We start from the raw sequence: 26,364 nt of genomic DNA, 5'->3' as shown, positions 1-26,364 counted from the left end.
AAAATGAATTTTTTAATAAGTTGTCTTTGTTATTTTATTTATAAGGATGTAAAAAAATATTTTTATATTTAAGGGTTAAATAATATCGATTAACTTGATTTTATTTTTATCAATCATGCTTTCAATAATAGATCTATTTCCTGTATCCTCTAACCAGTTTTCTATGGGTATATTATTAGATAAGTCTAATATTTTTTTAATAATTTCTTTTGCTCCATCTATATTTTCTGAATTTTTATTATTTTTAATAGCTATATTATCTAGCAACAGTTTTATATCTTCACGTTCTATATTTTTTGACTTAATAATGTATAAATCTCTTTGGAAAGGATGACTTGCATGAGGTGGGTCTAATCTATAGCTCCATTCTTTGTCATAGTCCTGCCATGAGTTTTTGGACTTAATATGTCCTAGTAAAATTTCAGGAATGGAAATATGGATATATTGTAGAGCTGACTGTTGATTTTTTAATTGCATAGTTAAGTTACTCAAACCATCTTATTAAAATTAGTTTTAAATATTCATATAAATCTCTCAAGTAAATTAATTCTGAAAATGTAATGATATATGTTGTTGTTTTTTTAATTAAAATAATTGTTTGCTTGTTATTTTCTCAATAGACCTGATGTTGTGTTATTTTACTGTTTTGTACATTTTAAATTTTTTTTGTTATCAGTTAAATTATTTTAACTATGTTTGTAAAAATATATTGTAGTGTGCCCTTAGGTAATAATGAGTATGTCCAATATTTAAAGAGTAAAATTATTAATAATTAAAATTTTTAAAATATTTTAAAAATAATGCATTTATAAGAAATTTAATTTTTTGTTTGATATACATTTAAAAGGATTGATACATCACTTGGGTGGGAAAATATTATAGATATTCTATTGTTATTAAATCCGTTAACCAAAAGCGGTAGTGACTATAATTAAATATAGGAAGATATAACTATGGCTAATACTAGATATGAAGATGATGATAACAATAGATCAGGTACTTCAAATCGTGGATTTGCAAGTATGGATCCTGAAAGAGTACGAGAAATAGCTAGCAAAGGTGGGCGAGCTGCTCACGCGAGTGGTAATGCACATGAGTTTACCTCTGAAGAAGCTCGTGAAGCTGGCCGAGCAGCCCATACAAGTGGTAACGCTCATGAATTTACCTCTGAAGAAGCGCGTGAAGCGGGTGCATTAAGCCATAAAAATGATGGCCGTACTGGTCGTGGCCGCGGTCGTGGTGATGACGACGATGATGACGATCGTGGTGGCCGCTCAGGTGATCGAGGTCGCAGCCGTTACGATGATGATGACGATGATCGCGGAGGCCGTTCTGGCGGACGAGGTCGTGGCCGCAGTCGTGATGACGATGATGATGACGATCGCGGTAGCCGTTCAGGTGGTCGAGGCCGTGGCCGTAGTCGTGATGACGACGATGATGACGATCGTGGTGGCCGCTCAGGTGGCCGAGGTCGTGGCCGTAGCCGTGATGACGACGATGATGACGATCGCGGAGGCCGTTCAGGCGGACGAGGCCGTGGCCGCAGCCGTGATGACGATGATGATGACGATCGCGGAGGCCGTTCAGGTGGTCGAGTCCGTGGCCGCAGCCGTGATGACGATGATGATGACGATCGCGGTGGTCGTTCAGGTGGCCGAGGCCGCAGTCGTGATGACGACGATGATGACGATCGCGGAGGCCGTTCAGGTGGTCGGGGTCGTGGTCGCAGCCGTGATGACGATGATGATGACGATCGCGGAGGCCGCTCAGGTGGTCGAGGCCGAGGTCGCAGCCGTGATGACGATGATGATGACGATCGCGGCCGTTCAGGCGGACGAGGGCGAGGTCGCAGCCGTGATGATGACGACGATGATGATCGCGGAGGCCGTTCAGGTGGTCGAGGTCGTGGCCGCAGCCGTGATGACGATGATGATGACGACGATCGCGGTGGCCGTTCAGGCGGACGAGGTCGTGGTCGCGGTCGTGATGACGATGATGATGACGATCGTGGCCGCTCAGGCGGACGAGGCCGTGGCCGTAGTCGCGATGACGACGATGATGACGATGATGATGACGATCGCGGAGGCCGTTCAGGCGGACGAGGCCGTGGCCGTAGTCGTGATGACGACGATGATGATGATCGCGGAGGCCGTTCAGGCGGACGAGGGCGAGGTCGCAGCCGTGATGACGACGATGATTATGATGGCCGTGGTCAAAACTCTCGTAATCAAAAACGTGATGCCTACGGACGTTTTACGTCTTAAGCAGAATGTTTTAAAAACAAAGGAGGCTTTTGCCTCCTTTGTTTTTTAGCTTACTTATTTACTGAGGGAGAGGTTGTAGGCCTTTTACAATATCAAGGTATTCAGAACCGTTTAACCAAAAAGATTTTTTCAAAAAAAGTGTCGTCATAATACTTTCGGCTGCTTCGCTATCTGGATTTTCACAAAATAATCCGTAGCTTTCACCTAAAACCGCATCATTTTCAATTAGGCGGATATAGTAAGCATGTTGCTCATTTGCATAACCTAAAACCGCATCACGTTGATTTTTCATTTCGCATGTCTCCATACCAAAAAACTGAATTTAACCAGAATGTTAAGTGTTCAGAATCTCATTTGATAAAAATCAAAAAACAGTCAGCGATAACGACTATTCCGAAATAGGTTTTGATTTTCTTCAAATTGCCATTTTGGTTAAAACATCCCTGTTAAAAGCAAAATGGATTAAAATCTGATCATGAGATTTATTGTTATGCAAAAAAAATATTTCGTCAACTTGAAAATGTAACTTTTTCAAGTTACATTATTTGTGTAGGATTTGAACAGTGGAATGGAGGCAATATGCCAAAGAAAAAAGAGTTCGAGCATGGCGGTGCACGAGAAAATGCCGGACGTAAAGCACAGTTCAATGAACCCACCAAAGTCATTCGTGTTCCCGAGTCTCAAGTTAACTTTATCAAAAATTGGTTACTGAATAATGTCAAAACCAATAACTTGACCGACTTTAAATCAAAACTTAATGTCCAACAGGTCCACCCGAATAACGATAAAATTTACCACATTCCTTTGGCAACTGAACGTGTTGCGGCAGGTTTTCCTTCACCTGCGCAAGATGATATTGAGCAAGCACTCGATTTAAATGAATATTTAATTAGAAATGAAAATGCCACGTTTATTGTTAAAGCCAACTCTTTATCCATGTTAGATGCTGGAATTGATATTAATGATCCGCTTATTGTGGACCGTAGCATTCCCGCTAAATCAGGTGATATTGTGATTGCACTCATCGACAATGATTTTACTGTGAAGCGCTTAATGATTGATAGTCAATTTCATCCACCTAAAGTTTGGCTGAAAGCAGAGAACCCTGATTATCAGAATATTTATATTGAAGAGGGGCAAGAACTGGTGATTTGGGGAGTGGTGACTTATAACCTCAAACGAATGAGATAATTTTTTCTTATATTTATTATTTAAGTTACTGACCTGAAATGGAGGCCAGTAACTTTTGTTGAATGACTTTTAAATTTGCCCAATCAATAAGCACGTTGCGATAATGATCATCAAACCACCTGAAAAACGACCAACTAACTGTGCTGCTTGTGGTCTGGTTTTTAAAATAGCCTCTGAACCATAACCCACCATTAAGTAAATTATCGCGCAGCTAATCATGTGAACAACACCAAAGGCAAGAATTTGTGTTGTTACTGACCATGAAGCAGTAGTATCAATAAACTGAGGAAGCAGGGCTAAAAAGAGTAAAAAAACTTTCGGGTTTAATCCACTCACGTAAACGCCTTTGGTTGCCCAGCTCAACCATGACTGAGCTTTTTCAGAACCAGATTCGTTCGGAGTAGGAGGGGTAAGTAATAAATTTATACCCATCCATAACAAATAAGCAGAACCCGCAACAGTAAGAATCATTAGAGCAGTTGGATTATTTGCTACAAGCAGACCAACACCAGCCGCTACCAATAAAATCGTAATAAAGTGTCCAAATAGCATACCTGCGACGGCGGGTACGACGACTTTGCCTTTAATCCCTGCTGAAATGGCATAGGCCCAGTCTGCCCCTGGCGTAATAATAAAAAGAATGGAGACACTCCAAAATGCAATAAAAATGTTAAAAGCCATATGCTTATCTCAGCAAACTATTTTCCAAAGGTTTCGCTCGTGGTTTAGAAAAAATCCCTATTTATTCGAGCTTGTTGAAAATAATATGCTCATATATTTAGAATGTGCTTTTAAATGTTTGCTCATATCACACTCATTTGGGGTAAATTTTTCTAAATGGATCGCACAGATAAAAAGATTCTTGCTGAATTGCAATTAAATGGCCGATTATCTATTACCGAGTTGGCAGAAAAAGTCGGTTTGAGCATTTCACCTTGTCATAGACGAGTAAAGGCTTTAGAAGAGTCAGGAGCTATCAAAGGTTATCGGGCAGAACTCGACCCAAACTTAGTGGGATTTGAATTTTCAGCGATTGTTTTTATTACGCTTAAAGAGGGCGATAAACAGGCAGTCGAGAAGTTTGAAAATGCCGTGATTGACATCCCGCAAATTATTCAGGCACAGCGTTTGTTTGGTGAGCCAGATTATTTACTACATGTGGTTGCTAAAGATTTACCTGCTTTTCAGCGTTTGTACGATGAAAAATTATCTGCTATTCCAAGTGTGCAACGACTCATCTCAACCATTGTGATGAAAGATGTAGTGCCTGAACGTTTATTCCCGATTGGCTAAGAATCATCAGATATAAAAAAAGAAGCTTTAAAGCTTCTTTTTTTAGTTTTAAGAATATTTAAGCATCGAGTGTTTTACACAAAGAACAGATCGTACCGTTATGTTTGTGAGAGAACATAATATCTGGACGCTCATAGCCTTGCTCACATACGCGGCAGTGATAGACGGTAGCAACAGGAGTGCCTTCAGCATCATAACGTGGTTCTTTAATACCGTCATCGTGTGACTTGATGTAGTATTTTCCTTTGGTTAATAAGCCCATGATTGGTGTTAATACAAAAGCAAGCACAAGTGCGATAAGCGGTGAGTAAGGTGCCAAGAAACTACCGAGTAAGCCGAAGAATGCCGCAATTGATAGGCCTGCTGATACAAGGAATGCAACCATACCGACAGGGTTTACGTTGTATAGCATGTCACGGCGATATTCTGGTTCTTTCGGTGAAAGTTTTAAAACATATTTGTTGATTGAAATGTCTGTTGCAACAACTACAACCCATGCAATTGCAAAGTTTGAATAGAATCCTAAGATTTTACCCAGTACCGCAAACATATTGCCTTCCATCAAAGCAAGTGCAATTGCCAAGTTCACCATTACAAAGACAATACGGCCCGGATAATGTTTGCTTATACGTGTGTAGGCACTTGTCCATGCAAGGGAACCAGAGTAAGCATTGGTCACATTAATTTTAATTTGAGAAATAACCACCAAAATCACTGCAAGTGTTAAAGCAGCCCAACCCGGAAGCATGTCATGAAACGCCGCATTAAACTGTTGAACAGGTTCAGTACTGTTTACGCCCGGTATTTTAGTAAGTAAATAGAAACCTAAAAATGCCCCAATAATTTGTTTAATTGCCCCTAAAATCACCCAACCCGGACCCGCTGAAATAACGGCTGCCCACCATGCTTTGCTATTTTCTTTTGTTTTAGCAGGCATGAAACGTAAGTAATCAATTTGCTCACCAATTTGCATGATGAGCGATAAACAAATACCAGCACCCAGCATGATTGCAGCCATGTCTACGGTTGCAAAACCTTCGTTACCTGTAAAAGTGGCAAACTGGCTGACTAAGGTTGGTTCTTGATAAATCAGGTAGGCCACAGGACCAATCATCAGAACGAGCCAAAGCGGGGTAGTCCAGACTTGTAATTTGCTTAAGGCTTTCATGCCGTAAATTACCAGCGGTATGACCATAACTGTTGAGATGAGGTAACCTGCCCAAAGCGGAATGCCTAAACCAAGTAGTAACCCTTGCGCCATGATTGAACCTTCAAGGGCAAAGAAAATAAACGTGAAACTGGCGAAAATGATACTGGTCAGGACTGAGCCGATATAACCAAAACCTGCGCCGCGGGTAATCAAGTCAAGATCGATGTTATAGCGCGCTGCGTAGTAGGCTAAAGGAATGCCGGTTAAGAAGATAATAATCGCTGCAAATAAAATGGAGAAAACAGCATTGGTTGTTCCGTAAGACATACCAATACTGGCACCAATAGAAAAGTCAGCAAGATAGGCAATACCACCAAGTGCAGTAATAGCGACAACTTTGGGACTCCAGCGCCGAAAGCTGTGTGGAGCATAACGTAAAGTATAATCTTCTAAGGTTTCATTCACTGCTTTTTGTGAATCTGTACCTTGCACAGTGTCCAGATTTGGATGTTCAGATACACTCATAACATCAATCTCCCAATCATTTTCGGTCAATCAACACAAATATTGATCATTGTTTTTTGATGGATTTGAGTGTGTGATTTTTGGGAAAAATTGAAAATACGTTATTTTGCGTATATGTGCGTATTCGAGAAAATCGCCATGATAAATGACTTTTGGCATAAGGATTGCTGGGTTTAATGCAGCCACATCCAAAACATGAGTGTTATGCCAGATTCTTCACGCCCCCAACAAGCCCCACAACGTGTGATCAAAACACGCCGTGAATATAATATTTGGGTGGCAGATGAAAGTATCGAAGATTATGCGCTCCGCTACGCACCCACCTCTGTACGTAAATGGTCACCTTGGACCGTTACCAACACCGCAATTTCGACCGTTAGCTTTTTGGCGATGGAAGCAATTGGGGCGACCATGCTTTGGCAGTATGGCTTTAGTAATGCAGTATGGGCAGCAGTAGTCGTATGTACCATCATATTTTTAACCAGTTGGCCGATTAGTTACTACGCCGCAAAATATAATGTAGACGTCGATTTGCTTACTCGTGGTGCAGGTTTCGGCTACATTGGCTCAACCATTACATCTCTGATTTATGCCAGCTTTACCTTTATTTTGCTTGCGTTTGAAGCCGCAATTATGGCGATGGCACTTGAGCTGGCTTTAGGTATTCCACAAGTCATTGGTTACTTAATTTCGGCATTAGTGATTTTGCCTTTAGTGGTCAAAGGTATTGGTTTTATTAATAAAGTTCAGGCAATCACACAGCCAATCTGGCTCTTATTGCTGTTATTACCGTGGTTTTTTGTACTTTGGAAACAACCACAAATTTTAAGTAGTAGTCTGCATTTTGTTGGTGCGGTTTCAAACTCGACTGATTTTAATCTGTATTACTTTGGTGCGGCGTGCACTCTTATTTTTTCATTTGTGATCCAAATTGGTGAGCAAGCTGACTATTTACGCTTCTTACCGCAAAAAGAAAAGAACAGAACCGCATGGCGTTTTGCCGTTTTTCTAGGTGGTCCATCTTGGATTATTTTTGGATTTCTAAAAGTTTTGATGGGCATGCTGCTGATGGTGTTGGCTTTTCAGTTGTTTATTCCTGTCTCTGAACTAGATAATCCGACTTATTTATATTGGGTTGCCTATCAACAATTTATTCCAAACCCTCAGCTAGCGTTAATATTGACTTTAGCACTGGTTTGCTTGGCACAAATTAAAATTAATATGACTAATGCCTACGCTGGCTCACTGGCATGGTCAAACTTTTTTGCGCGCTTAACTCATAGCCATCCGGGGCGAATTGTCTGGCTTCTTTTTAACGTTTTTATTGCCATTGTTTTGATGGAAATGGGGATTAGCCATGCAGTTGAACGCATTTTGGGGCTATATAGCAATATCGCTTTGGCATGGATTGGTGCCGTTGTTGCCGATTTAATTATCTGTAAGCCTTTAGGCTTAAGCCCAAAGGGAATTGAATTTCGCCGTGCTTATTTATATGACATCAATCCCGTAGGTGTAGGCGCGTTACTCATCGCTTCAGTGTTATCAATGCTGAGTTATTTGGGCTTTTTCGGACTCATGGCGAAAGGCTTGGCGAGTTTTATTGCTCTAGGGAGTGCAATGTTATGCGTGCCTGTCATTGCTTACTTAACCAAAGGCAAATATTACATTGCACGCCAACCTGAAAAAATTCAGGCGACTTCGGTTGCTAACTGTGTGGTATGTGAAAGGGACTATGAACTCGCTGATATGGCGGGCTGTCCAGCCTATAACGGTACGATTTGCTCTCTATGTTGTTCACTTGAAGCACGCTGTCACGATTTATGTAAACCCGATGCACGGTGGTCAGTACAGCTCAAAAAAGCCATTTGGCACTATTTACCAGAACGTTGGGCTAGCCGTTTAAATAGCAGGGTCAGTTTGTATTTATTACTGACTCTGGGGTTGTCTATTGTTCTGGCAGTGAGTTTAAGTCTGGTTTATATCCAAGAAAAAACCTATTTAGAAACCATTAATGCGGCAGCCGTTCCGCAGTTATTCACGCTATTTGTAAAAATTTACACTATTTTATTTTTATTGATGAGCGTTGCAGCATGGTGGTTAGTACTAAACGATGAAAGCCGTCGTAATGCTGAAATCGAAACACATCAGCAAACGGCATTATTGATTGATGAAATTGCTGCTCATGAAGTCACTTCAAAAGACCTGCAAGACGCCAGAATAGCAGCAGAACGGGCCAATGATGCAAAAAGCCGTTATGTCATTGGAATTAGCCACGAACTACGAACACCTCTAAATAGTATTTTGGGCTATAGCCAATTACTTCAAAAACAAGAACAGCTCTCAGAACAAGGCAAAATGGCGCTCGGGGTGATTAGCCGTAGTGGACAGCATTTGACTTCACTGATTGACGGTTTACTAGATTTAGCGCGAATTGAAACAGGCAAAATTTCTTTAAATGTGGTGGATGTCCATTTCCCAAATTTTATAGAACAAATTATTCAAATGTTTCAGCCTCAATTTGAACAGAAGAATTTGCAGTTTGTTTATGAAATTGGAGAGAACATGCCGCACTATGTTCGTACCGACAAAAAACGCTTAGAGCAAGTGCTCATCAATTTGTTGGGCAATGCTTTAAAGTTTACAACGAGCGGCACAATTACTTTGAAAGTTGAGTACCGTTTTCAAACGGCTTATTTTGAAATTAGAGATACGGGCTGCGGTATTGCTGAGGCAGATTTAGAGCGAATTTTTAACCCGTTTGAACGGGGCAGCAATGTAGTGCAAGGTGGATTTACCGGAACAGGGTTAGGCCTACCCATTGTAAAATTATTAGTCGATTTACTTGGTGGCCAGCTATCTGTGACTAGTCAGCTCAATCAGGGTTCACAATTTAAGATTAAGTTTTATTTACCTTCAAAAGAAGTGGTTCATCCGATTTCTAATGTTTACTCCAACCAAATTACAGGCTATCAAGGCGAGCGAAAACGAATTTTAGTTGTCGATAATGAAGCGGTGGATCGAGGTTTAGTCGCTAATTTTCTCAAACCTTTGGGATTTATGATTGAAGAAGCCGAGTCGGGCATTGACTGTTTAAGACGAGTACCTATTTTTCAACCTAACCTGATTTTGATGGATTTAAATATGCCTTTGATGGGCGGCTGGGAAACAGCGCGGTTATTACGTCAGAATAATATTACCAATGTGCCGATCTTAATTATTTCAGCCAATGCTGGCGAGCGTGAAGTTAATCCACAAGATGCGGTCTTAAGTGAAGATTTTATGCTTAAACCAATCGACCTCAATTTGTTACTGAGTAAAATTGGAGACAAGTTGGGCTTAGTTTGGATCGATTCCAAATCAGAAACACTCCTTGAAAATAATAAAGTTCAAGCACTTGATATAAACGTGTTTAAGCAAGAGCAAGCCGTTGTTCATACGCCAATTCAACAACCAGAAAATAATGATCTGCTTGAGTTATCGCAAAGCTTGCAGCAATTAAATGATTTGATTGGGCAGGGTTACATTCGAGGAATTCAACAGACTTTAACGCAATGCCGTCAAAATTTTCCGGAGCATGATGAGTTATGGGAACAGCTTGAACAGGCTATCCAAAAATTTGATTTAAAACACGCGCAACGATTAATTCAGGATAAGCAATGAGTACGCAACATGTTTCTTTTCAGCAAGCTTCGCCAAACGAGCAGGCTGTTATTCTGATAGTGGATGATGTGCCGGAAAATCTGGGCTTGCTACATGAAAGTCTAGATCAGGCAGGTTATCGCGTGCTTGTCACAACCGATGGGTTAAGTGCTATTGAAATAGCACACCGATGCTTACCAGATATGATTTTACTCGATGGCAATATGCCACATATGGACGGTTTTGAAAGTTGTATACAGCTTAAAGCGAGCCCAATTACACAGTTTATTCCCGTCATTTTTATGACAGGCTTATCTGAGACAGAGCATATAGTGCGTGGTTTTCAGGTGGGTGGGGTGGACTATGTTACTAAACCATTAAATATTGAAGAAGTATTAGCAAGGGTAAAAACACATTTGGCACATGCCAAACTATTACAGCAACAAAAACAGGTGATTGATGCAACGGAAACAGCCATTCTTGCGCTAGATGTTCACGGTAAAATTGTGTGGAAAACTGAAAAAGCTAGTGATTTACTGAATCAATATTTACCTGAATTAGAAGGTTTTGAGGCAGGCTTAAAAGCTTGGTTTTCAGACTTGGAAAATGAAAAAGACCCCAAAAAATTAACCAGCTGTTCTTATTCGACACCATCTCAGCAATTACAGCTTTTATTGCTTACGCCGTGGCAATCTGAAACGAGCATAGCAAAAAATTATCTGATACAGATTAAGACTTCTACACCTGCCTTAGAAATAGCTGATATTTTGAAATACTGTCCGCAGTTGACTCAGCGTGAGGCAGAAGTCATGCACTGGTTGTTGTTAGGGAAAACCAATAAAGATATTGCAGAAATTTTGGAGCTGAGCCCGCGGACTGTGAACAAACATTTAGAGCATGTTTTTGAAAAGCTCTGTGTTGAAAATCGAACCGCTGCTGTGGCGTACATTAATAGTTTGGTGCAAGAGTTTCACTAATTTAATTGACGATTGTATTTAAAAAGCATACAGACTCGCCGCTAAAAACAGGCTATTTTTTTACACTTAAATTTGTTTTTATAGATAAAGATTATACAAAGTCATTTCTAAATAAATATGAGTCGTAATACGAGGAATTCATTGTGAATATTCAACAAAAAGATGATACAAAACACGGCAGCTTTAGCTTACTTGATGGTGAAACGGTTGCTGGTGAAATGACTTATACATGGGCTGGCGAAGGCATGCTGATTATTGATGCCACAGATGTAAATGAAAATTATCGCGGCCAAGGCGTAGGTCGTCAATTACTTGATGCTTTGGTTGCCTTTGTTCGTGAAAAAGAAGTGAAAGTAATTCCGCTTTGTCCATATGCAAAATCGGTTTTTGATAAAGACCCAAGCATTGGTGATGTACTTAGAAAGTAAGCAATAGATTGAAAATCATTTAATAAAAATCGGGCCTTGGTGTCCGATTTTTTATTAGTTTTATTATTCATCTTTGTTTTAGTGAATATGTTTTGAGCGGTTGTATTTAGCTGATTTGAAGGTTTTCAATTGCCATATCGAATTTATCAAACTTATAGAAAAGCTTATCTAATAAAAATAGTTTTAGACCAATTGGGAAAAAAATAAACTCGTTCCACAAATATTTAATGGCTGACGAAAGCTAAATATTTATAACGTTTTAATATTATTTTTTGGAATTTTCCTTGAACTGGCAGTATATCCATAGTGTGTTGCCGCAATTTTTCTCTGCAACGTTGACCACGCTGAAAATCTCATTCATCAGCATTATTTTGGCGATTATTGTAGGGCTGATTTGCAGCATTTTAATCACATATCGCGTGCGGGTGCTAAATAGAATTGCCCAGTTCTATATTGAGTTATCTCGAAATACCCCTTTATTAATTCAACTGTTCTTTTTGTATTACGGTTTGCCAAAACTAGGTATCAAAATCGATGGTTTTGCCTGTGGTGTGATCGGACTGACCTTTTTAGGCGGAAGCTATATGGCTGAAGCTTTCCGAGCAGGTTTGCAGTCTGTGGCAAAAGGGCAGATTGACTCGGCAAAAAGTATTGGTCTGCAACCGACTCAAATTTTTAGATATGTCATTTTTCCTCAAGCACTGGCTATTTCAATTCCGGCAATAGGGGCAAATTGTCTGTTTCTGATTAAAGAAAGTTCTGTGGTCAGTGCCATTGCTGTTGTTGAACTGCTTTTTGTCACTAAAGACTTAATTGGCATGGACTATAAAACCACCGAAGCTTTGTTCTTACTCATCATGGCTTATCTGATTATTTTATTGCCCGTGTCTATTTTAACCAGTTATCTGGAGCACAGAAGTCGGAAGGTGAGCCATGGAACTTGATTATCTATTTCAAGCGAGTCACCTCGAACGTTTAATGTGGGGACTTTGGGCAACTGCAAAAATTGCTTTCATTTCTGTATTTTTCTCTGCGATTTTCGGCACAGTTTTCGGCGTCATTATGACCTCTAAAAACATAGCCGTTAAAGCGCTGTGTCGTCTGTATTTAGAAGCCATTCGAATCATTCCAATTTTAGTTTTGCTATTTGTGTTTTATTTCGGCTTTGCGACATGGTTTAACTGGCAGTTTTCCGCAATGTGGGTGTGCGTTGTCGTGTTTGTTTTATGGGGTACTGCTGAAATGGGCGATTTGGTTCGTGCAGCCATTACTTCAATTGATCAGCACCAACGCGATTCGGCTTATGCGCTCGGACTTACCCATGTTCAAGCATTGGTCAACGTTATTTTTCCGCAAAGTCTAAAACGAGTAACGCCTGGCGCGATTAATTTATTTACCCGAATGGTGAAAACCAGTTCTTTGGCTGTGCTTATTGGTGTGGTTGAGGTCATTAAAGTGGGCCAGCAAATTATTGAAAATTCGCTGTTGACCGTGCCGAGCGCTTCTCTTTGGATTTATGGCTTTATTTTTATTTTGTATTTTCTGATTTGCTATCCCTTATCTCGTTTGGCAGCACATTTAGAAAAGGTCTGGGAGTAATTATGCCTTTGTTATCGATACAACAATTACAGAAATCATTTGCACAAAGTCATATTTTACAGGGCATTGATCTGGATGTAGAACAAGGAGAAGTAGTTGTTATTTTAGGTCCATCGGGCTGCGGTAAAAGTACCTTATTACGCTGTATTAACGGCTTAGAACCGATTCAGGGTGGTGAAATCCGTTTAACTGGTTCGGGTGTGTTAGGTAAAGATGTGGACTGGACTAATGCTCGTCAAAAAATTGGCATGGTTTTTCAGAACTATGAGCTATTTGGGCATATGAACGTCATTGACAACATTTTGCTTGGACCACTCAAAGTACAAAAACGTCACCGCGATGAAGCAGAACAAGTTGCAGATGAGTTGTTAAAGCGAGTTGGACTGTTTGAGCGAAAACTTGATTATCCACGACAGCTTTCAGGCGGACAAAAACAGCGTATCGCTATTGTGCGTTCACTGGTTATGCAACCTAAAGTCATTTTGCTTGATGAAATTACTGCTGCGCTTGACCCGGAAATGGTCAGAGAAGTGCTTGATGTCGTACTCAAGTTAGCGAATGAAGGAATGACCATGTTGATTGTGACACATGAGATGTCCTTTGCCCGTAAGGTTGCTGACCGCATTATTTTTATGGATAAGGGCAAGATTATTGAACAGGCTTCACCAGAAGAATTTTTTGAACAGCCGAAAACAGAACGAGCGAAAGCCTTTCTAAATATTTTGTCGTACTAAATTTTTATTATTTGAATCATGAGGAAGTGAATGTTTAAACGTAATTCAATAAAAATATTAAGCAGTCTTGCCGTTGCTGGGGTGTTACTCACTGCTTGCAGTAAAACGCCATCCACTGAACAGGCAAGTAATGCTCAAACAGACCATTCTTTAGAGCAAGTCAAAAAAAATGGGGTTCTACGCGTTGCCGTTTTTGCAGATGATCCGCCGTTTGGTTATGTAGATAGTGCAGGTAATAATCAGGGCTTTGATGTAGCCTTAGCAAAACGTGTGACTAAAGATTTGCTCGGTGATGAAAAAAAAATTGAGTTTATTGTGACTGAAGCTTCAAATCGGGTGGAGTTTTTAAAATCAAACCGTGCTGATGTTGTGTTCGCGACATTTACGGTAACCCCTGAACGCAAAGAGGTTGTCGATTTTGCCGAGCCTTATTTAAAAGGTGCTTTTGGTATTGTCTCACCTAAAGCTAAGCCGATTACAGATATTGCCCAATTAGAAGGTAAAACCTTAATTGTAAATAAAGGCACAAGTTCAGATACCTACTTTACCAAGCATTATCCGAAAGTGAATTTACTCAAGTTTGAAAGAAACTCGGATGCCTTTAAAGCCTTAACCGACGGTCGTGGTGACGCGATTTCACAAGATAGTACTTATGCTTTGGCATGGGCCGCGAAGAACCCAAGTTATGTAGCAGGCATTCAGTCTATTGGTGATCAAGAATTTATTGCACCAGCAGTTAAAAAAGGCAATACCCAATTATTGAATTGGCTTAATACTGAAATTAAGCAGCTCAGAACAAGTGGCGAAATCAAGAGAATTTATGATGAAACCTTGAAACCAATTTACGGTGACTCGGTCAATCCGAATGTGTTTTTAGATGTAGGCCAATAATTTTCGATATCGCTAGAGCAGTGCCTAAAAGTAGGCGCTGCGATTCTAAATAAGACTTTTACAAGAACGAGAGGGTGAAATAATGACAACATTAACATTTCAAAACGTGAAGCATATTTTAGCTGCGTCTTTACTGAGTTTAGGTTTAGTTGCATGTGACAAAGGGACTCAGTCTACTGAAAAAACGGCCGATACCACACAAACTGTGTCGAGTATCGAGCAAATTAAAAAGAATGGTGTGGTACGAATTGGCGTATTTAGTGATAAACCGCCGTTTGGATATTTAGATGCTCAAGGTAAAAACCAAGGCTTTGATGTTGAGATTGCCAAACATGTCGCTAAAGATCTGCTCGGTGATGAAAACAAAGTAGAGTTTGTTTTAACTGAAGCTGCGAACCGTGTCGAATATTTAAAAGCCAATAAAGTGGATATTATTTTTGCAAACTTTACGGTTACACCAGAACGTAAAGAAGTTGTCGATTTTGCTAAGCCTTATTTAAAAGTTGCTTTGGGCGTGGTTTCTCCTAAAAGCCATCCGATTACTGATGTGGCTCAACTGAAAGATAAAACTTTGTTGGTGAACAAAGGTACAACGGCTGATTCATTCTTCACCAAGACTCATCCTGAAATTAAGCTACAAAAATATGAGCAAAATACTGAAACTTTTGATGCTTTAAAAGATGGTCGTGGCGCTGCGCTTGCCCATGATAACTTGTTAGTTTTAGCCTGGGCTAAAGAAAATCCAAATTACACCGTTGGCATTACCAATTTAGGTGAGCAGGACTTAATCGCTCCAGCAGTAAAAAAAGGTGATAAAGAGTTACTGGACTGGTTGAACCAAGATTTAGAGAAGCTGGCGAAAGAAGGTGTGATTCATCAGGCTTATGAAAAAACGTTAAAACCCGTCTATGGCGATACGATTAATCCAAAAGATTTATTGGTTGAGTAGTTTTACTCATAGCCCCTAATGACTAGGATTTTAGATAGGATTTGCTTGAGCTAGGATTCATCTACAGCCTGCCCATAATCTATAAAGATAATGTTTTTGCAATATTTTTTTATAGATGGAAACAGTGGTCAGGTTCTGTAGATGAGAAAGTTTTTTGGTTAACAGTATTAGCTGATTGCTTTAGAGATTCAAAGATAGAATTCCATCGTGCTAATTCATTGAATTTATATTACTTTAACTTAAATAAAGTCGGCTCTGCTGCCAATTTATCTGCCAAATATTGAATTAATACACTCAATTTAGGTGGAACATGCCGTGTCGGTGGGTAAAGTAACCACAACCCACCGCTATAGTAGGTTTTAAAATACCAATCTGGTAAAACCTGAATTAAGGTACCTTGTTGTAGAGCATGGCGTGCAACGAAGTATGGCAAGCTCGCAATACCTAAGTGCTGTAATCCAGCACTCAAACGTACACCCGTATGGTTTGCAGCATAACGCCCACGCACAGCAACACTTATCGATTTATTTCCTTGTTGAAATTTCCATTTTGAGTCACTGGCTTGTTCACCCAAGTAAATACATTCATGCTGCTTTAAATCATGAGGATGACTCGGTGTGCCATGCTTTGCTAAATATTCAGGTGTTGCACAAACCAAGTGATCAATATCAATAAGTTTTCGACCCATCAGCCCACCTGGTGGTTGCTCGGTAATTCGAAGGGCTAAATCGACGCCATCATCAATGAGATCTACATAGCGATCTTCTAAAAGCATTTGTATATCAATTTTAGGGTAGCGTTCTAAAAACTCGGGTAAATGTGGGTGAATCATAAAATGCCCGACGGCTTTGGGAACACTCATGCGAATAACACCTTCGGGTTCGACATGAAATTGGCCTGAACTTTCCATGACTGCTTGTGCCGCATTCACCATATCTAAACAACGTTGATAAACCTGTTGTCCACTTTCACTTAAACGAAGTTTCCGTGTAGTCCGATAGAGTAAGCGGGTGCCTAAAGCACGTTCTAAACGGGCAATGGCACGACTAACAGCAGAAGGTGTTGTACCAAGTTGCCTTGCAGTTTCAGAAAAGCTTTCCGACTCGACAACCTTAACGAAAGTCGCCATTTCGTTTAATAGAACCAGACTTTGATTTGTGCTCATGAGGCAAAAGTTATTTGGATTTTGATTGGATTATCGCGTTTAAAAAATCGTAATACAATCGTTTAGGTGATTTTCAGGAAACTAAATTGTTATGTGGCAGTTGTATGGACATGAGTTTTTAACGCTAGCGCTTATTCACTTTATGGCAGTGATTTTACCGGGACCAGATTTTGTAGTTACGGTAAGACAAAGTGTTCGTTATGGCTATTTAATTGGATGTCTGACCGCAATTGGTATCGGTGTCGGGATTTCAGTGCATGTGTTTTATACACTTGTTGGGATTGGCTTTTTGATTCAGCAAAGCGAATGGCTCATGTCACTGATCAGAACAGCGGGGGCAGCTTACTTGCTATATTTAGGATGGCAGTGTTTACGTAGCCAGCCAAATACCAATGTTGAGATTAATGGCTCATCAGACACTGACACGCCGAGTTTATTTAAAGCTTTTACAATGGGTTTTCTTACCAATGCGTTAAACCCCAAAGCCACTATCTTTTTTCTGGCAATTTTTACGACAATTGTGAGTACAACTACACCAATGAAAGTTCAGGTTTTTTATGGGGTATGGATGTGTATGGTGAATGCCATTTGGTTTATGGTGGTGAGTGTACTGTTTGCACAGCCTATTGTTCGTAAAAGGTTTTTGGAGTTTGGGGTGTATTTTGAGCGGGTAATGGGAGTGTTGTTGATTGGGATTGCATTGAGATTGATTTGGGGATTGTTTAATTAAGTTGAATATCTATTAATATTTCCTCTGGTTAAAGTCATCTGCAAATTTTTAGACTAGCACAATAATGGAGTCCATACTTGCATTTGCTAGTGCTAAATTTCATCCACAGCCTGCCCATAATTTATAAAGATAATGTATTTGCAATATTATTTGAAAAATGAAAACAGAGAACAGGTTCTGTGGATGAGAAAGTTTTTGGTTACTTTTTTAAAAAAGTAACGGAATTAGCTACTTTCTTTGGAGATAAAACGGTAAGACTCCGCCGTGATAACCACTCATAATTTTTAGCTCAACCTAAAGTCATCTGCGAACTATTGCATAGCACGACAGGGTATTATCGCTTAAAGTTTTAATTTCTTCAGTCGCCTTCGGCTGGACTTACTTTGGTTTCGCTCAAAGTAAGCAAAAGCATTGTCATCTGCAAAACCTGCCGACTTATTTCATTTAACTAGTATTTCACAGAAACAGAATCTTTTTGATGCTACGCAGGTTGCAGACGACTTTTGCTCGAGTACATGTAGTGCTAGGACTATTTGAGTTTTAATAGTTTCCTTATTGAAAAATTGAATTTTAATGATGGCAAATTAATTATAAAAAAGACCGCTCAAAAGCAGTCTCTTCTAGTCTAGAAATAAATTTAACTCGTACGCCTATTACGCGTCAGTTGATGTAACACCGACACCAATAAATCAATTTCTTCAGTCGTATTATAAAAAGCCAAAGACGGACGTACGGTCTGTTCTACACCAAAACGACGTAAAATTGGCTGTGCACAATGGTGCCCAGAACGTACCGCAATACCATGTTGATTTAAAGCTTTACCGACTTGTTCAGTTGAATAGCCTTGTAAGGTAAAAGACATCACACTGGCTTTGTGATGCGCTGTTCCAATCAAGCGTAAACCAGACACACTGCTCAGTGCATTTTGACCATATTCGAGCAGATCATGTTCATAGCGGGCAATGTTATGAATGCCTAGACTTTCTACATATTCAAGTGCAGCGCCTAAACCAACAGCATCGGCAATGTTGCCAGTTCCAGCTTCAAACTTATTGGGTGCAGGTTGGTAAACTACTTGTTCGAAGGTGACATCTTGAATCATGTTACCGCCACCTTCCCAAACAGGCATGCTCTCTAGCAGTTCTGGTTTTGCATAGACCGCGCCAATACCCGTTGGCCCAAATACTTTATGTCCAGAAAATACAAAAAAGTCTGCATCAAGAGCTTGTACATCAGTCGGTATATGTGAAACAGATTGAGCACCATCAACTAAAACACGTACACCTTTGGCATGGGCAATTTTAATGACTTCAGCAACAGGTGTGACTGTTCCTAAAGCATTCGAAACTTGAGTAATCGACAGCAGTTTAGTGCGCTCACTAATCAGTTTTGGCAACTCTTCTAAGATAATTTGCCCTGTGTCATCCACGGGAATGACGCGTAATTTCGCTCCAGTTTTTTTAGTGAGTTGATACCAAGGCACAATATTGGCATGGTGTTCTAAGTGAGAAACGATAATTTCATCACCCTCACCAATATTTTGTTCGCCCCATGTTTTTGCAATCAGGTTAATGCCTTCGGTTGTTCCGCGTACAAAAATAATTTCTTTAGAAGAGGGCGCACCAATAAAGCGGGCAACTACATTTCTTGCATGTTCATAGGCGTCGGTTGCACGAGCTGCTAACTCATGTGCAGCACGGTGAATGTTCGAGTTTTCATACTGATAAAAATAAGCAATGCGGTCAATCACGCGCTGCGGTTTTTGTGTGGTCGCGGCATTATCCAACCAGACCAGAGGTCGACCATTGACGCGTTCCTGTAAAATTGGAAAATCGCGACGTATGGCATGTACATCGAGTGGTTGAGCACTGCTTGCTACAAAAGTGGGTTGCGATGGTTGATAGTGACTATAACTTTGTCCACTTTGAGGCAAGTCTAAAAAATAAAATGCAGAGCTTGCCGAACTTTGGGGTGGCGTGTTCGTTGCAAAACGACCTTCCGTCAACAATGATTTCAGCTGGTCACCATGTGGTAACTGAAAAGACTGTGCAACCGAATAATTATCTTCAACACCTTTAACAGACGGTTCTGCTGCATTAGGAGCAGAAAAATCATTTAAAAAATAATAAGGTGATTCACCTGCACCAGTGGGTAAGTTTGGTTCAATGCGTGGCACATTGGGTTCACTATGGGCAGCTTGTGGTAAATGTGGTTCAAATGGTGGCCGTGGCAAATTAGCTCCACCAACCACAGGCGCAGACGCTACAATTCGGCGTTCAGGGTAGTCTGGCAAATTTGGAATATGCTCAGGATATTCCGGATTGAGACTTTTCTGAAAGGCGATATTGGGCGCACGACCACTGAGTGCAGAAAATGGTTCACCCGGTTGTGGTGGGTGCGGTGGCGCTCCGACAGGTAAATCCAAGTTAAGGCCCGATGAAGAAGTCGAACTGCTTGAGCTTGGTAATGCTGAAAAAAACTCATTAGCAAGTCGAGCAATGGTGGACTCATCAGGGAAGTTGGCTGGTGGGTTAACACCAGTCACTTCAGGCCCCGTTGGACTACCTTGCAGATTACTTGTAGTTAACTGGGTAGTCATGATATTTGTCCACCTCCACATCATCTAATACTGCCAACGCATCATCAGTGAGTACTGCAAGTGAGCAATATAACGAGATTAGATATGATGCAATCGCGTTACGGTTGATTCCCATAAAGCGTACTGAAAGCCCTGGTGACTGTTCACCAGCAAGACCCGGTTGGAATAAACCAACAATGCCTTGACGCTTTTCACCTACACGAAGCAGCAAGATTTTAGTTTTGCCATCTTCTACAGGAATTTTATTTGATGGAATGAGTGGAATACCGCGCCATGTAATGAATTGCGAACCGAACAGACTAACCGTTGGAGACGGTACACCACGGCGTGTACATTCACGTCCAAATGCTGCAATCGCATCAGGGTGTGCTAGGAAAAATCCCGGTTCTTTCCAGACTTTACGTAGCAAATCATCAAGATCATCTGGAGTAGGTGGGCCATTTAAAGTCGAAATACGTTGGTCATCTGTCACACTTGCCAGTAAACCATATTCAGGGTTATTGATAAGCTCGCTTTCTTGACGTTCTTTAATGGTTTCAATGGTTAAGCGAAGCTGTTCTTTAATTTGGTCGTGTGGGCTGCTGTAAAGATCAGCAACGCGTGTATGTACATCTAAAACAGTAGATACACCATTTAAAAAGTATTCGCGTGGCTCTGGGTCATAATCAACAAAAGTTTGGGGTAAAGTTGCTTCATCACGTTGTGTACAAGCCACCTGAATATCATCGGTATTATTGACACGGTTTAGGCGATAGATACCTGCTTCAACAGGAAGCCATTGCAGTAAATGAGTCAGCCATCGGGGAGTAATTGTAGAAAGTTGGGGAGCTGTCTTGGTTGCATTGGCCAGTTGGCGAGCTGCGTGGTCCCCAAGTGCAAGTTGGGCTTTATCTGTATTTTTCGCCATGAATCATTTTTCCTTATTACATTGGCTTTTTGAAAATAAAAATTCTAGGATGCATATAAACTAGAATTAGTTCTGGTTTTAAAATTAAAATCGCGTTATAAATTTTTTAAATACTGAGCTTATTAATGAGTTATCTATTTTCTAAATAAAAATATATTTAAACTAGAAATAAGCATTTTATTAATCTGCATGTTCTTTGTTTATTTATCTCCTTATCTATTTATTTCACATCTATAGTTTTTAACCGGCAATATGATTTTTTTGATAAGACTCATTCGGTGACTGTAAAATCTGGCTACCTGCGGCCACACTATGGGTTAGCCAAACATTCCCCCCAATAATTGACCCTCGACCAATGGTAATACGGCCTAAAATAGTTGCACCTGCATAGATCACGACATCATCTTCAACAATCGGATGGCGTATATAGTCTTTTTTCAAAGCACCATCATCATTGGTTTCAAAGCGTTTTGCCCCCAGTGTTACCGCCTGATAAATACGGACACGTTCCCCAATCACACAAGTCTCACCAATCACCACACCCGTACCATGGTCAATGAAGAATCCTTTGCCAATTTGTGCACCCGGATGAATATCAATACCCGTAGCAGAATGTGCTAACTCGGAAATAATGCGAGACAATAAAGGCACTTGGGCATATAGTTGATGCGCAATTCGGTGATAAATAATCGCAAATATGCCCGGATAGCAAAGTAATACTTCATCCACACTATGTGCCGCCGGATCGCCTTCATAAGCAGCACGCACATCGCCGTCTAAAAGACGTCGTATAGAGGGCAAAGTGTTGGCAAAATCCTGCACAATAGTTTGAGCAAGTTCTTGTGGCTGCTGCACTGGGCTTGAATGACTCAAATAACGTTTTGCTTCATAATTTAAAGCCAGTTGCACTTGAGCATGTAAGGCTGTGAGTACCCGATTTAAAGTATAGGCAATATAAGAATCTTCAGTTTCTTGACGTAAGTCAGCAGGGCCTAAACGCATTGGAAATAAAATTCCACATAGGTCATCTAAAATGGCTTTTAATGCTTCTTTAGATGGAAGTTCACGGCCCCCAAATTCTTTTGTTCTGTGCTGTTGCTGACGCCAGTCATGCCTTGCTTGTTGTAAACCTTGTACAACCGCATTAATGTTCCATTGAGTCACAAGCTTTCCTTGATTCACTGAAAATTGATTGAAGTATTAGTCTTGTTGCCAAGGAAGTTGATGAATGCGCCAGCCATTTTTTTGATTACGCTGTTGCTGATCATTTAGATCGCCTTCAAAGCCTTCAAGAACGTTATAAATGTGATCAAAACCAGCATTAAATGCGGCCTCGGCAGCTTGTGCCGAACGGTTGCCACTACGGCATAACAAAAGAATGGTTTTATCTTTGCCGACCTTTGATTCAAGTTCTTTTAAAAAGCGTGGATTACGGTTAAATGATGTGCCTGTTGCCCATGCTACATGGATACTTTCAGGGACATAACCCACAAATTTACGTTCTTCATTGGTACGCACATCAACTAAAACAGCTTCTCCTTGTTGTACGAGCTGCCATGCATCAGTAGGTGATAAACTGCCACTAAAATTAAGTTCATGGTCTTTTGCATATTGCTGTGCTTTAGAAAGAATTTCTTCGGCTGAAAAGGATGTATTTGAATCATTTGAGATAAAGCTTTGCGGAGCTTCTGTATTTAATTTAGCGTTCATTGAATATATCCTTATCTTTGATTCAGATTGTTATTGTTCAATTTACGCGTTTTTAAATATAAGCAAAAATAAGGAATATCTATTTATATATATTATTTTGATAAATAAGAATGGGGGATATTTTTATAAAAAAGTATGAATTAAGCTTATATCATTCTTTAATTAAAATTGATGGAATAATCATTTTAATAGTTGGTAAAAACCGTGTGAACTAAAATAATCCACACGGTTTTAAACATTAAGCAAATCCACCATTTACTCGAATGACTTGTGAATTTACCCACCGTCCATCTGGGCCAGCTAGCATGGCAACTACACTGGCAATTTCTTCAGGTGTTCCGATTCTTTCTAATGGGGCAAGTTTTGCAATAGCTGCCACTTGCTCTTCAGTTTTTCCATTATAAAAAAGGTCAGTGACTGTCGGGCCGGGCGCAACGGCGTTTACGGTAATATTTCGGCCGCGTAACTCATTGGCTAACACATGTACCAAGCCTTCTACACCCGCTTTCGAGGCAATATAGGGACCATATAAAGGAAAAGATTTGGCAATTACACTAGTTGAAAGCGTAATAATTCGGCCACCATCTGGAACTGTTTCGGCCGCATGCGCCAAAATTAAAAACGCGCCACGTAAATTGGTATGAATTACTTTATCGAAATCTGGCAGACCTTCAGGTGTAATTTTTGCCATAGGCATAATGCCTGCGCTATGAACCACCACATCCAATTGACCGTTAATGGCTTTAGCTTCTTGAAACAAACGACTCACTTCATGTTCATTTGAGACGTCCGCTTGAATAGCAGAGGCTTGACCACCTTGCTTAATAATATGATCTACAGTGGCTTGGGCATGCACTTTATTGCCCGCATAGTTAACAATCACATAAAAGCCATCTTGAGCTAAACGTTCAGCAATAGCTCGACCAATACCACGTGATGCACCAGTAACCAGAGCTGTTTTTCTTGAAATATTCATTTTTAGATTGCCTGTTTGATTAAGTATGGCTTATTTTAATAATATAGAAATCTGGGATAAATCATCAGAATTGGATAAGATAATTCCATATACATTAATAATTGATAGGGTTAAAAGCGAGCACTATGGACAAATTTGATACCTTGCAACTTTTTACCCGCATTGTAGAGCTGGGTAGTTTTAGTCAGGCAGCCGATCAGCTGAATATCCCACGTGCAACAGCAAGTAACGCCATTAAAGAGTTAGAAAATAATCTACAGTGCCGTTTGCTAGAGCGGACCACACGACATGTAAGACCATCACTAGATGGACAGGCATTTTATGAACGCTGTACACAAATATTATCGGAACTTGATGATGCAGAATCATCTTTACGTAATGTAATTGCACAGCCCCGCGGTTTATTACGTGTCGATTTATCCGGTGCACATGCGACTAAAATTGTTTTACCCAATATCGACCAATTTCACGAGTTGTATCCCGACATTGAACTCGTAATTAGTACGGGAGATCGTTTAGTTGATCTGATTCGGGAAGGGATAGACTGTGTGGTGAGAGCGGGGCGTTTAGATGATTCTACTTTAATTGCTAGACATTTGGTTGATATGCCACAAGTCATTTGTGCAAGTCCTGACTATTTAAATAAACATAGAGCACCTCAGCAACCAGAGGATTTGTTATCACATTATTGTGTTAATTTCTTTTCGACCTCAGGCGGGCGAAATTATCCATTTGAATTAATGGTGAGTGGCAAAAAACAAGATTATTTTTTGAAAAGCTGGATCGCGGTAAATGATGCTGAAAACTATGTATTATCTGCTTTACGTGGGGCAGGTTTAATTCAGGTCCCGCGCTATCATGTGGCGAATGAGTTGGAAGACGGGCAACTGGTTCAGGTTTTGTCTGAGTGGGAAATCCCGAAGATGTCAGTTTCTGCTTTATATCCGCAGCATCGGCAGCTCTCGCCACGCGTACGAGTTTTTGTCGCTTGGTTGAGTGAGTTATATATGGGGTATTTTGCCAACTTTGAATACCCGCAAAAATAAGGTATTTTGCGGGTAAGTCAAAAACTGAATGATATTTTAAGATTGATTCTGCAATTTATCTTGAGTTTTGTTCTCAAAATCGCTGGCATCATGGCGCTCATGTAACTGCGTTTCTAAATCACCAAAAGTACGGTTGACCATACGACCACGTTGAACCGCAGGGCGTGCTAAAATTGCATCTGCCCAACGCTGAACATTTTTATATTGGTCGACACTTAAAAACTCCGCGCCGTTATACACCCAGTTTTTAACAAGACCCCCATACCAAGGGAACGCTGCAATATCAGCAATCGAATATTCAGAACCAGCCAAATATTCGTTTTTTGCCAGATGTTGATCTAATACATCAAGTAAGCGTTTTGTTTCCATGGCGAAGCGGTTAATCGCATATTCAATTTTAACAGGGGCATAGGCATAAAAATGTCCAAAACCACCACCTAGGTAAGGCGCGCTGCCCATTTGCCAGAATAACCAATTGAGGCATTCAGTACGTGCAGCAATATCAGTTGGAATGAACGCTTTAAATTTTTCAGCCAAATAAAGCAAAATTGAGCCAGACTCAAATACTCTTAATGGCGGGTTTTGGCTATGGTCAACCAATGCTGGAATTTTAGAGTTGGGATTAATTTCTACAAAGCCACTGCCAAATTGCTGACCTTCACCAATTTTAATCAGCCATGCATCATATTCAGCATCTTGATGTCCTAATGCTAAAAGCTCTTCTAGCAAAATAGTGACTTTTTGCCCATTAGGTGTAGCTAAAGAGTAGAGCTGGAGCGGATGTTTACCTACTGGAAGTGTATGTTCGTAGCGAGCGCCTGAAGTCGGTTGATTTAAATCGGTTTTTTCTCCAGTCCATTGCCAAACTTGTGGAGGAATATAGTTTGAATCACTCATTTTTTATCTCGTGTTTGGTGTAAATATAAGGATTTAGTGATGTCGCAAGGCAAGCCATTTTTGTACGGTCGGTCGTTGCCATTGCTGTAATGCATAGTTTTTTAAACGTTCGGGTACAGCATCACCATTTTGAATAAGACGTTGCAACATCAAGGCAAGTTCAGCATCCACAATGCTCCATGAACCAAAAAGAAATTCGGCATCAGGCGCAAGAAGTTTTTCTACCACAAAGAACAGTTTTTCTGCTGCTTTTAAACCTTGTTCAGAAAGTGGTGTAGATGTGGGCTGAATAAAAATAACATCGGTTGAACGCTCAGTTCTTAGTGCCACTAAGTCTGATCGGAGCCATGCCTGAATTTGTCTTGCTCTTGCACGGGTTTGAATATCTTTTGGATAAATAGCTGTATTTGGATAAAGCTCTTCAAGATATTCCAAAATGGCAGAAGATTCTGATAAGGCAAAATCATTATGCTCGAGTACAGGCACTTTGGCAGTTAATGACTTTTCTACATAAGATTTTTCAAACTGGCCTTGCTGGTCTAAGTTGATAGTTGCTATTTCAAATGGAATTTGTTTTTCATGTAGCCCTACAAAAACTGTAAACGCATAGGGACTTAGAAATTGTGAATCTGTGTACAGCTTAAAACGTTCATTATTCATTGTTATTGTCCATGTCATAAAACAGATGCGATCT

At 40.2% G+C, this 26,364-nt stretch carries 26 protein-coding genes and 1 pseudogene; 13 read left to right on the top strand and 14 right to left on the bottom strand.

The features are described 5' to 3' along the window. Nucleotides 1-75: 75 nt before the first annotated feature. Nucleotides 76-477 carry a DUF6367 family protein gene (locus KTJ10_RS02210; RefSeq protein ID WP_130172808.1) on the bottom strand — a complete coding sequence of 134 codons (402 nt, stop codon included), beginning with the start codon at nt 475-477 and terminating at the stop codon, nt 76-78. Nucleotides 478-953: 476 nt separating this feature from the next. Between KTJ10_RS02210 and KTJ10_RS02205 the strand changes: the two genes are divergently transcribed. After that, nucleotides 954-2,264 (top strand): KGG domain-containing protein, encoded by a 1,311-nt coding sequence (locus tag KTJ10_RS02205; RefSeq protein WP_262441241.1) that lies wholly within the window; start codon nt 954-956, stop codon nt 2,262-2,264. Nucleotides 2,265-2,322: 58 nt separating this feature from the next. Here the strand turns inward: KTJ10_RS02205 and KTJ10_RS02200 are convergent, their stop codons facing one another. Next, entirely contained in the window at nt 2,323-2,556 is a 234-nt protein-coding gene (locus KTJ10_RS02200) for a hypothetical protein (protein ID WP_002114518.1), read from the bottom strand. 287 nt (nt 2,557-2,843) lie between these two features. Here KTJ10_RS02200 and KTJ10_RS02195 point away from each other — a divergent pair, with 287 nt between their 5' ends. Beyond that, on the top strand, nt 2,844-3,455 hold the full coding sequence (locus KTJ10_RS02195) for a LexA family protein (protein WP_262441240.1): 612 nt from the start codon (nt 2,844-2,846) through the stop codon (nt 3,453-3,455). Between the two features lie 69 nt (nt 3,456-3,524). Here the strand turns inward: KTJ10_RS02195 and KTJ10_RS02190 are convergent, their stop codons facing one another. After that, on the bottom strand, nt 3,525-4,136 hold the full coding sequence (locus tag KTJ10_RS02190) for a LysE family translocator (protein WP_086355143.1): 612 nt from the start codon (nt 4,134-4,136) through the stop codon (nt 3,525-3,527). Between the two features lie 156 nt (nt 4,137-4,292). Here KTJ10_RS02190 and KTJ10_RS02185 point away from each other — a divergent pair, with 156 nt between their 5' ends. Further along, on the top strand, nt 4,293-4,748 hold the full coding sequence (locus KTJ10_RS02185; RefSeq protein ID WP_000376211.1) for an Lrp/AsnC family transcriptional regulator: 456 nt from the start codon (nt 4,293-4,295) through the stop codon (nt 4,746-4,748). A gap of 58 nt (nt 4,749-4,806) precedes the next feature. Here the strand turns inward: KTJ10_RS02185 and KTJ10_RS02180 are convergent, their stop codons facing one another. Next, nucleotides 4,807-6,423 (bottom strand): purine-cytosine permease family protein, encoded by a 1,617-nt coding sequence (locus tag KTJ10_RS02180; protein WP_002114289.1) that lies wholly within the window; start codon nt 6,421-6,423, stop codon nt 4,807-4,809. Nucleotides 6,424-6,618: 195 nt separating this feature from the next. On the opposite strand from KTJ10_RS02180, the gene KTJ10_RS02175 reads away from it, so the two are divergent. From KTJ10_RS02175 to KTJ10_RS02165, 3 genes are all read left to right on the top strand, one after another. Further along, complete coding sequence (locus tag KTJ10_RS02175) at nt 6,619-10,083, top strand: ATP-binding protein (protein WP_262441239.1); 3,465 nt, start codon at nt 6,619-6,621, stop codon at nt 10,081-10,083. Further along, complete coding sequence (locus KTJ10_RS02170; protein ID WP_262441238.1) at nt 10,080-11,039, top strand: response regulator transcription factor; 960 nt, start codon at nt 10,080-10,082, stop codon at nt 11,037-11,039. The genes KTJ10_RS02175 and KTJ10_RS02170 overlap by 4 nt, the downstream gene beginning before the upstream one ends. Nucleotides 11,040-11,182: 143 nt before the next feature. Next, on the top strand, nt 11,183-11,467 hold the full coding sequence (locus KTJ10_RS02165; RefSeq protein ID WP_017390443.1) for a GNAT family N-acetyltransferase: 285 nt from the start codon (nt 11,183-11,185) through the stop codon (nt 11,465-11,467). 106 nt (nt 11,468-11,573) lie between these two features. Here the strand turns inward: KTJ10_RS02165 and KTJ10_RS02160 are convergent, their stop codons facing one another. Then, nucleotides 11,574-11,687, bottom strand: coding sequence for a hypothetical protein (locus tag KTJ10_RS02160; RefSeq protein ID WP_262441237.1), 114 nt, complete (start codon nt 11,685-11,687; stop codon nt 11,574-11,576). 64 nt (nt 11,688-11,751) lie between these two features. Here KTJ10_RS02160 and KTJ10_RS02155 point away from each other — a divergent pair, with 64 nt between their 5' ends. The 5 genes from KTJ10_RS02155 (at nt 11,752) to KTJ10_RS02135 (ending at nt 15,640) form a co-directional block, all read left to right on the top strand. After that, complete coding sequence (locus tag KTJ10_RS02155; protein ID WP_262441236.1) at nt 11,752-12,411, top strand: amino acid ABC transporter permease; 660 nt, start codon at nt 11,752-11,754, stop codon at nt 12,409-12,411. Continuing rightward, nucleotides 12,401-13,066 (top strand): amino acid ABC transporter permease, encoded by a 666-nt coding sequence (locus KTJ10_RS02150; RefSeq protein ID WP_171429962.1) that lies wholly within the window; start codon nt 12,401-12,403, stop codon nt 13,064-13,066. The genes KTJ10_RS02155 and KTJ10_RS02150 overlap by 11 nt, the downstream gene beginning before the upstream one ends. A 2-nt stretch (nt 13,067-13,068) precedes the next feature. Next, nucleotides 13,069-13,800 (top strand): amino acid ABC transporter ATP-binding protein, encoded by a 732-nt coding sequence (locus KTJ10_RS02145; RefSeq protein ID WP_001130360.1) that lies wholly within the window; start codon nt 13,069-13,071, stop codon nt 13,798-13,800. A gap of 30 nt (nt 13,801-13,830) precedes the next feature. Continuing rightward, nucleotides 13,831-14,691, top strand: a complete 861-nt coding sequence (locus KTJ10_RS02140) for a transporter substrate-binding domain-containing protein (protein ID WP_262441235.1) — start codon at nt 13,831-13,833, stop codon at nt 14,689-14,691. 82 nt (nt 14,692-14,773) lie between these two features. Beyond that, the gene (locus tag KTJ10_RS02135; RefSeq protein WP_000209985.1) at nt 14,774-15,640 is read left to right on the top strand and encodes a cysteine ABC transporter substrate-binding protein; all 867 of its coding nucleotides are present in this window, start codon (nt 14,774-14,776) and stop codon (nt 15,638-15,640) included. A 50-nt stretch (nt 15,641-15,690) separates the two neighbouring features. Here the strand turns inward: KTJ10_RS02135 and KTJ10_RS02130 are convergent. Continuing rightward, nucleotides 15,691-15,808: pseudogene (locus KTJ10_RS02130) on the bottom strand (hypothetical protein). Nucleotides 15,809-15,869: 61 nt separating this feature from the next. Then, on the bottom strand, nt 15,870-16,805 hold the full coding sequence (locus KTJ10_RS02125; RefSeq protein ID WP_262441233.1) for a LysR family transcriptional regulator: 936 nt from the start codon (nt 16,803-16,805) through the stop codon (nt 15,870-15,872). Between the two features lie 91 nt (nt 16,806-16,896). Here KTJ10_RS02125 and KTJ10_RS02120 point away from each other — a divergent pair, with 91 nt between their 5' ends. Further along, a complete protein-coding gene (locus KTJ10_RS02120) occupies nt 16,897-17,535 on the top strand; it encodes a LysE family translocator (protein ID WP_262441232.1) in 639 nt (212 codons plus the stop codon). Between the two features lie 637 nt (nt 17,536-18,172). Here the strand turns inward: KTJ10_RS02120 and KTJ10_RS02115 are convergent. From KTJ10_RS02115 to KTJ10_RS02095, 5 genes are all read right to left on the bottom strand, one after another. Next, entirely contained in the window at nt 18,173-20,134 is a 1,962-nt protein-coding gene (locus tag KTJ10_RS02115) for a family 2A encapsulin nanocompartment cargo protein cysteine desulfurase (protein WP_262441231.1), read from the bottom strand. Beyond that, complete coding sequence (locus tag KTJ10_RS02110) at nt 20,109-21,041, bottom strand: family 2A encapsulin nanocompartment shell protein (protein ID WP_262441230.1); 933 nt, start codon at nt 21,039-21,041, stop codon at nt 20,109-20,111. Before KTJ10_RS02110 ends, KTJ10_RS02115 begins: the two co-directional genes overlap by 26 nt. A 240-nt stretch (nt 21,042-21,281) precedes the next feature. Further along, a complete protein-coding gene (gene epsC, locus KTJ10_RS02105) occupies nt 21,282-22,223 on the bottom strand; it encodes a serine O-acetyltransferase EpsC (RefSeq protein WP_262441229.1) in 942 nt (313 codons plus the stop codon). A gap of 18 nt (nt 22,224-22,241) precedes the next feature. Then, complete coding sequence (locus tag KTJ10_RS02100; protein WP_262441228.1) at nt 22,242-22,751, bottom strand: rhodanese-like domain-containing protein; 510 nt, start codon at nt 22,749-22,751, stop codon at nt 22,242-22,244. Nucleotides 22,752-22,989: 238 nt separating this feature from the next. Further along, nucleotides 22,990-23,727 (bottom strand): SDR family oxidoreductase, encoded by a 738-nt coding sequence (locus tag KTJ10_RS02095; RefSeq protein ID WP_262441227.1) that lies wholly within the window; start codon nt 23,725-23,727, stop codon nt 22,990-22,992. A 125-nt stretch (nt 23,728-23,852) separates the two neighbouring features. On the opposite strand from KTJ10_RS02095, the gene KTJ10_RS02090 reads away from it, so the two are divergent. After that, nucleotides 23,853-24,773, top strand: a complete 921-nt coding sequence (locus tag KTJ10_RS02090) for a LysR family transcriptional regulator (protein ID WP_262441226.1) — start codon at nt 23,853-23,855, stop codon at nt 24,771-24,773. Nucleotides 24,774-24,809: 36 nt separating this feature from the next. On the opposite strand, the gene yghU is transcribed toward KTJ10_RS02090, so the two are convergent. Beyond that, a complete protein-coding gene (gene yghU, locus KTJ10_RS02085; protein ID WP_262441225.1) occupies nt 24,810-25,670 on the bottom strand; it encodes a glutathione-dependent disulfide-bond oxidoreductase in 861 nt (286 codons plus the stop codon). A 33-nt stretch (nt 25,671-25,703) separates the two neighbouring features. Beyond that, a complete protein-coding gene (gene yfcF / locus KTJ10_RS02080) occupies nt 25,704-26,330 on the bottom strand; it encodes a glutathione transferase (RefSeq protein WP_262441224.1) in 627 nt (208 codons plus the stop codon). Nucleotides 26,331-26,364 lie beyond the last annotated feature (34 nt).

Origin of the sequence: Acinetobacter sp. WU_MDCI_Abxc222 (genome assembly GCF_025514755.1) — a bacterium.
Taxonomy (GTDB): domain Bacteria; phylum Pseudomonadota; class Gammaproteobacteria; order Pseudomonadales; family Moraxellaceae; genus Acinetobacter; species Acinetobacter geminorum.
The sequence above is the reverse complement of the archived record's forward strand: the minus strand, read 5'-3'. Positions and strand labels throughout refer to the sequence as shown.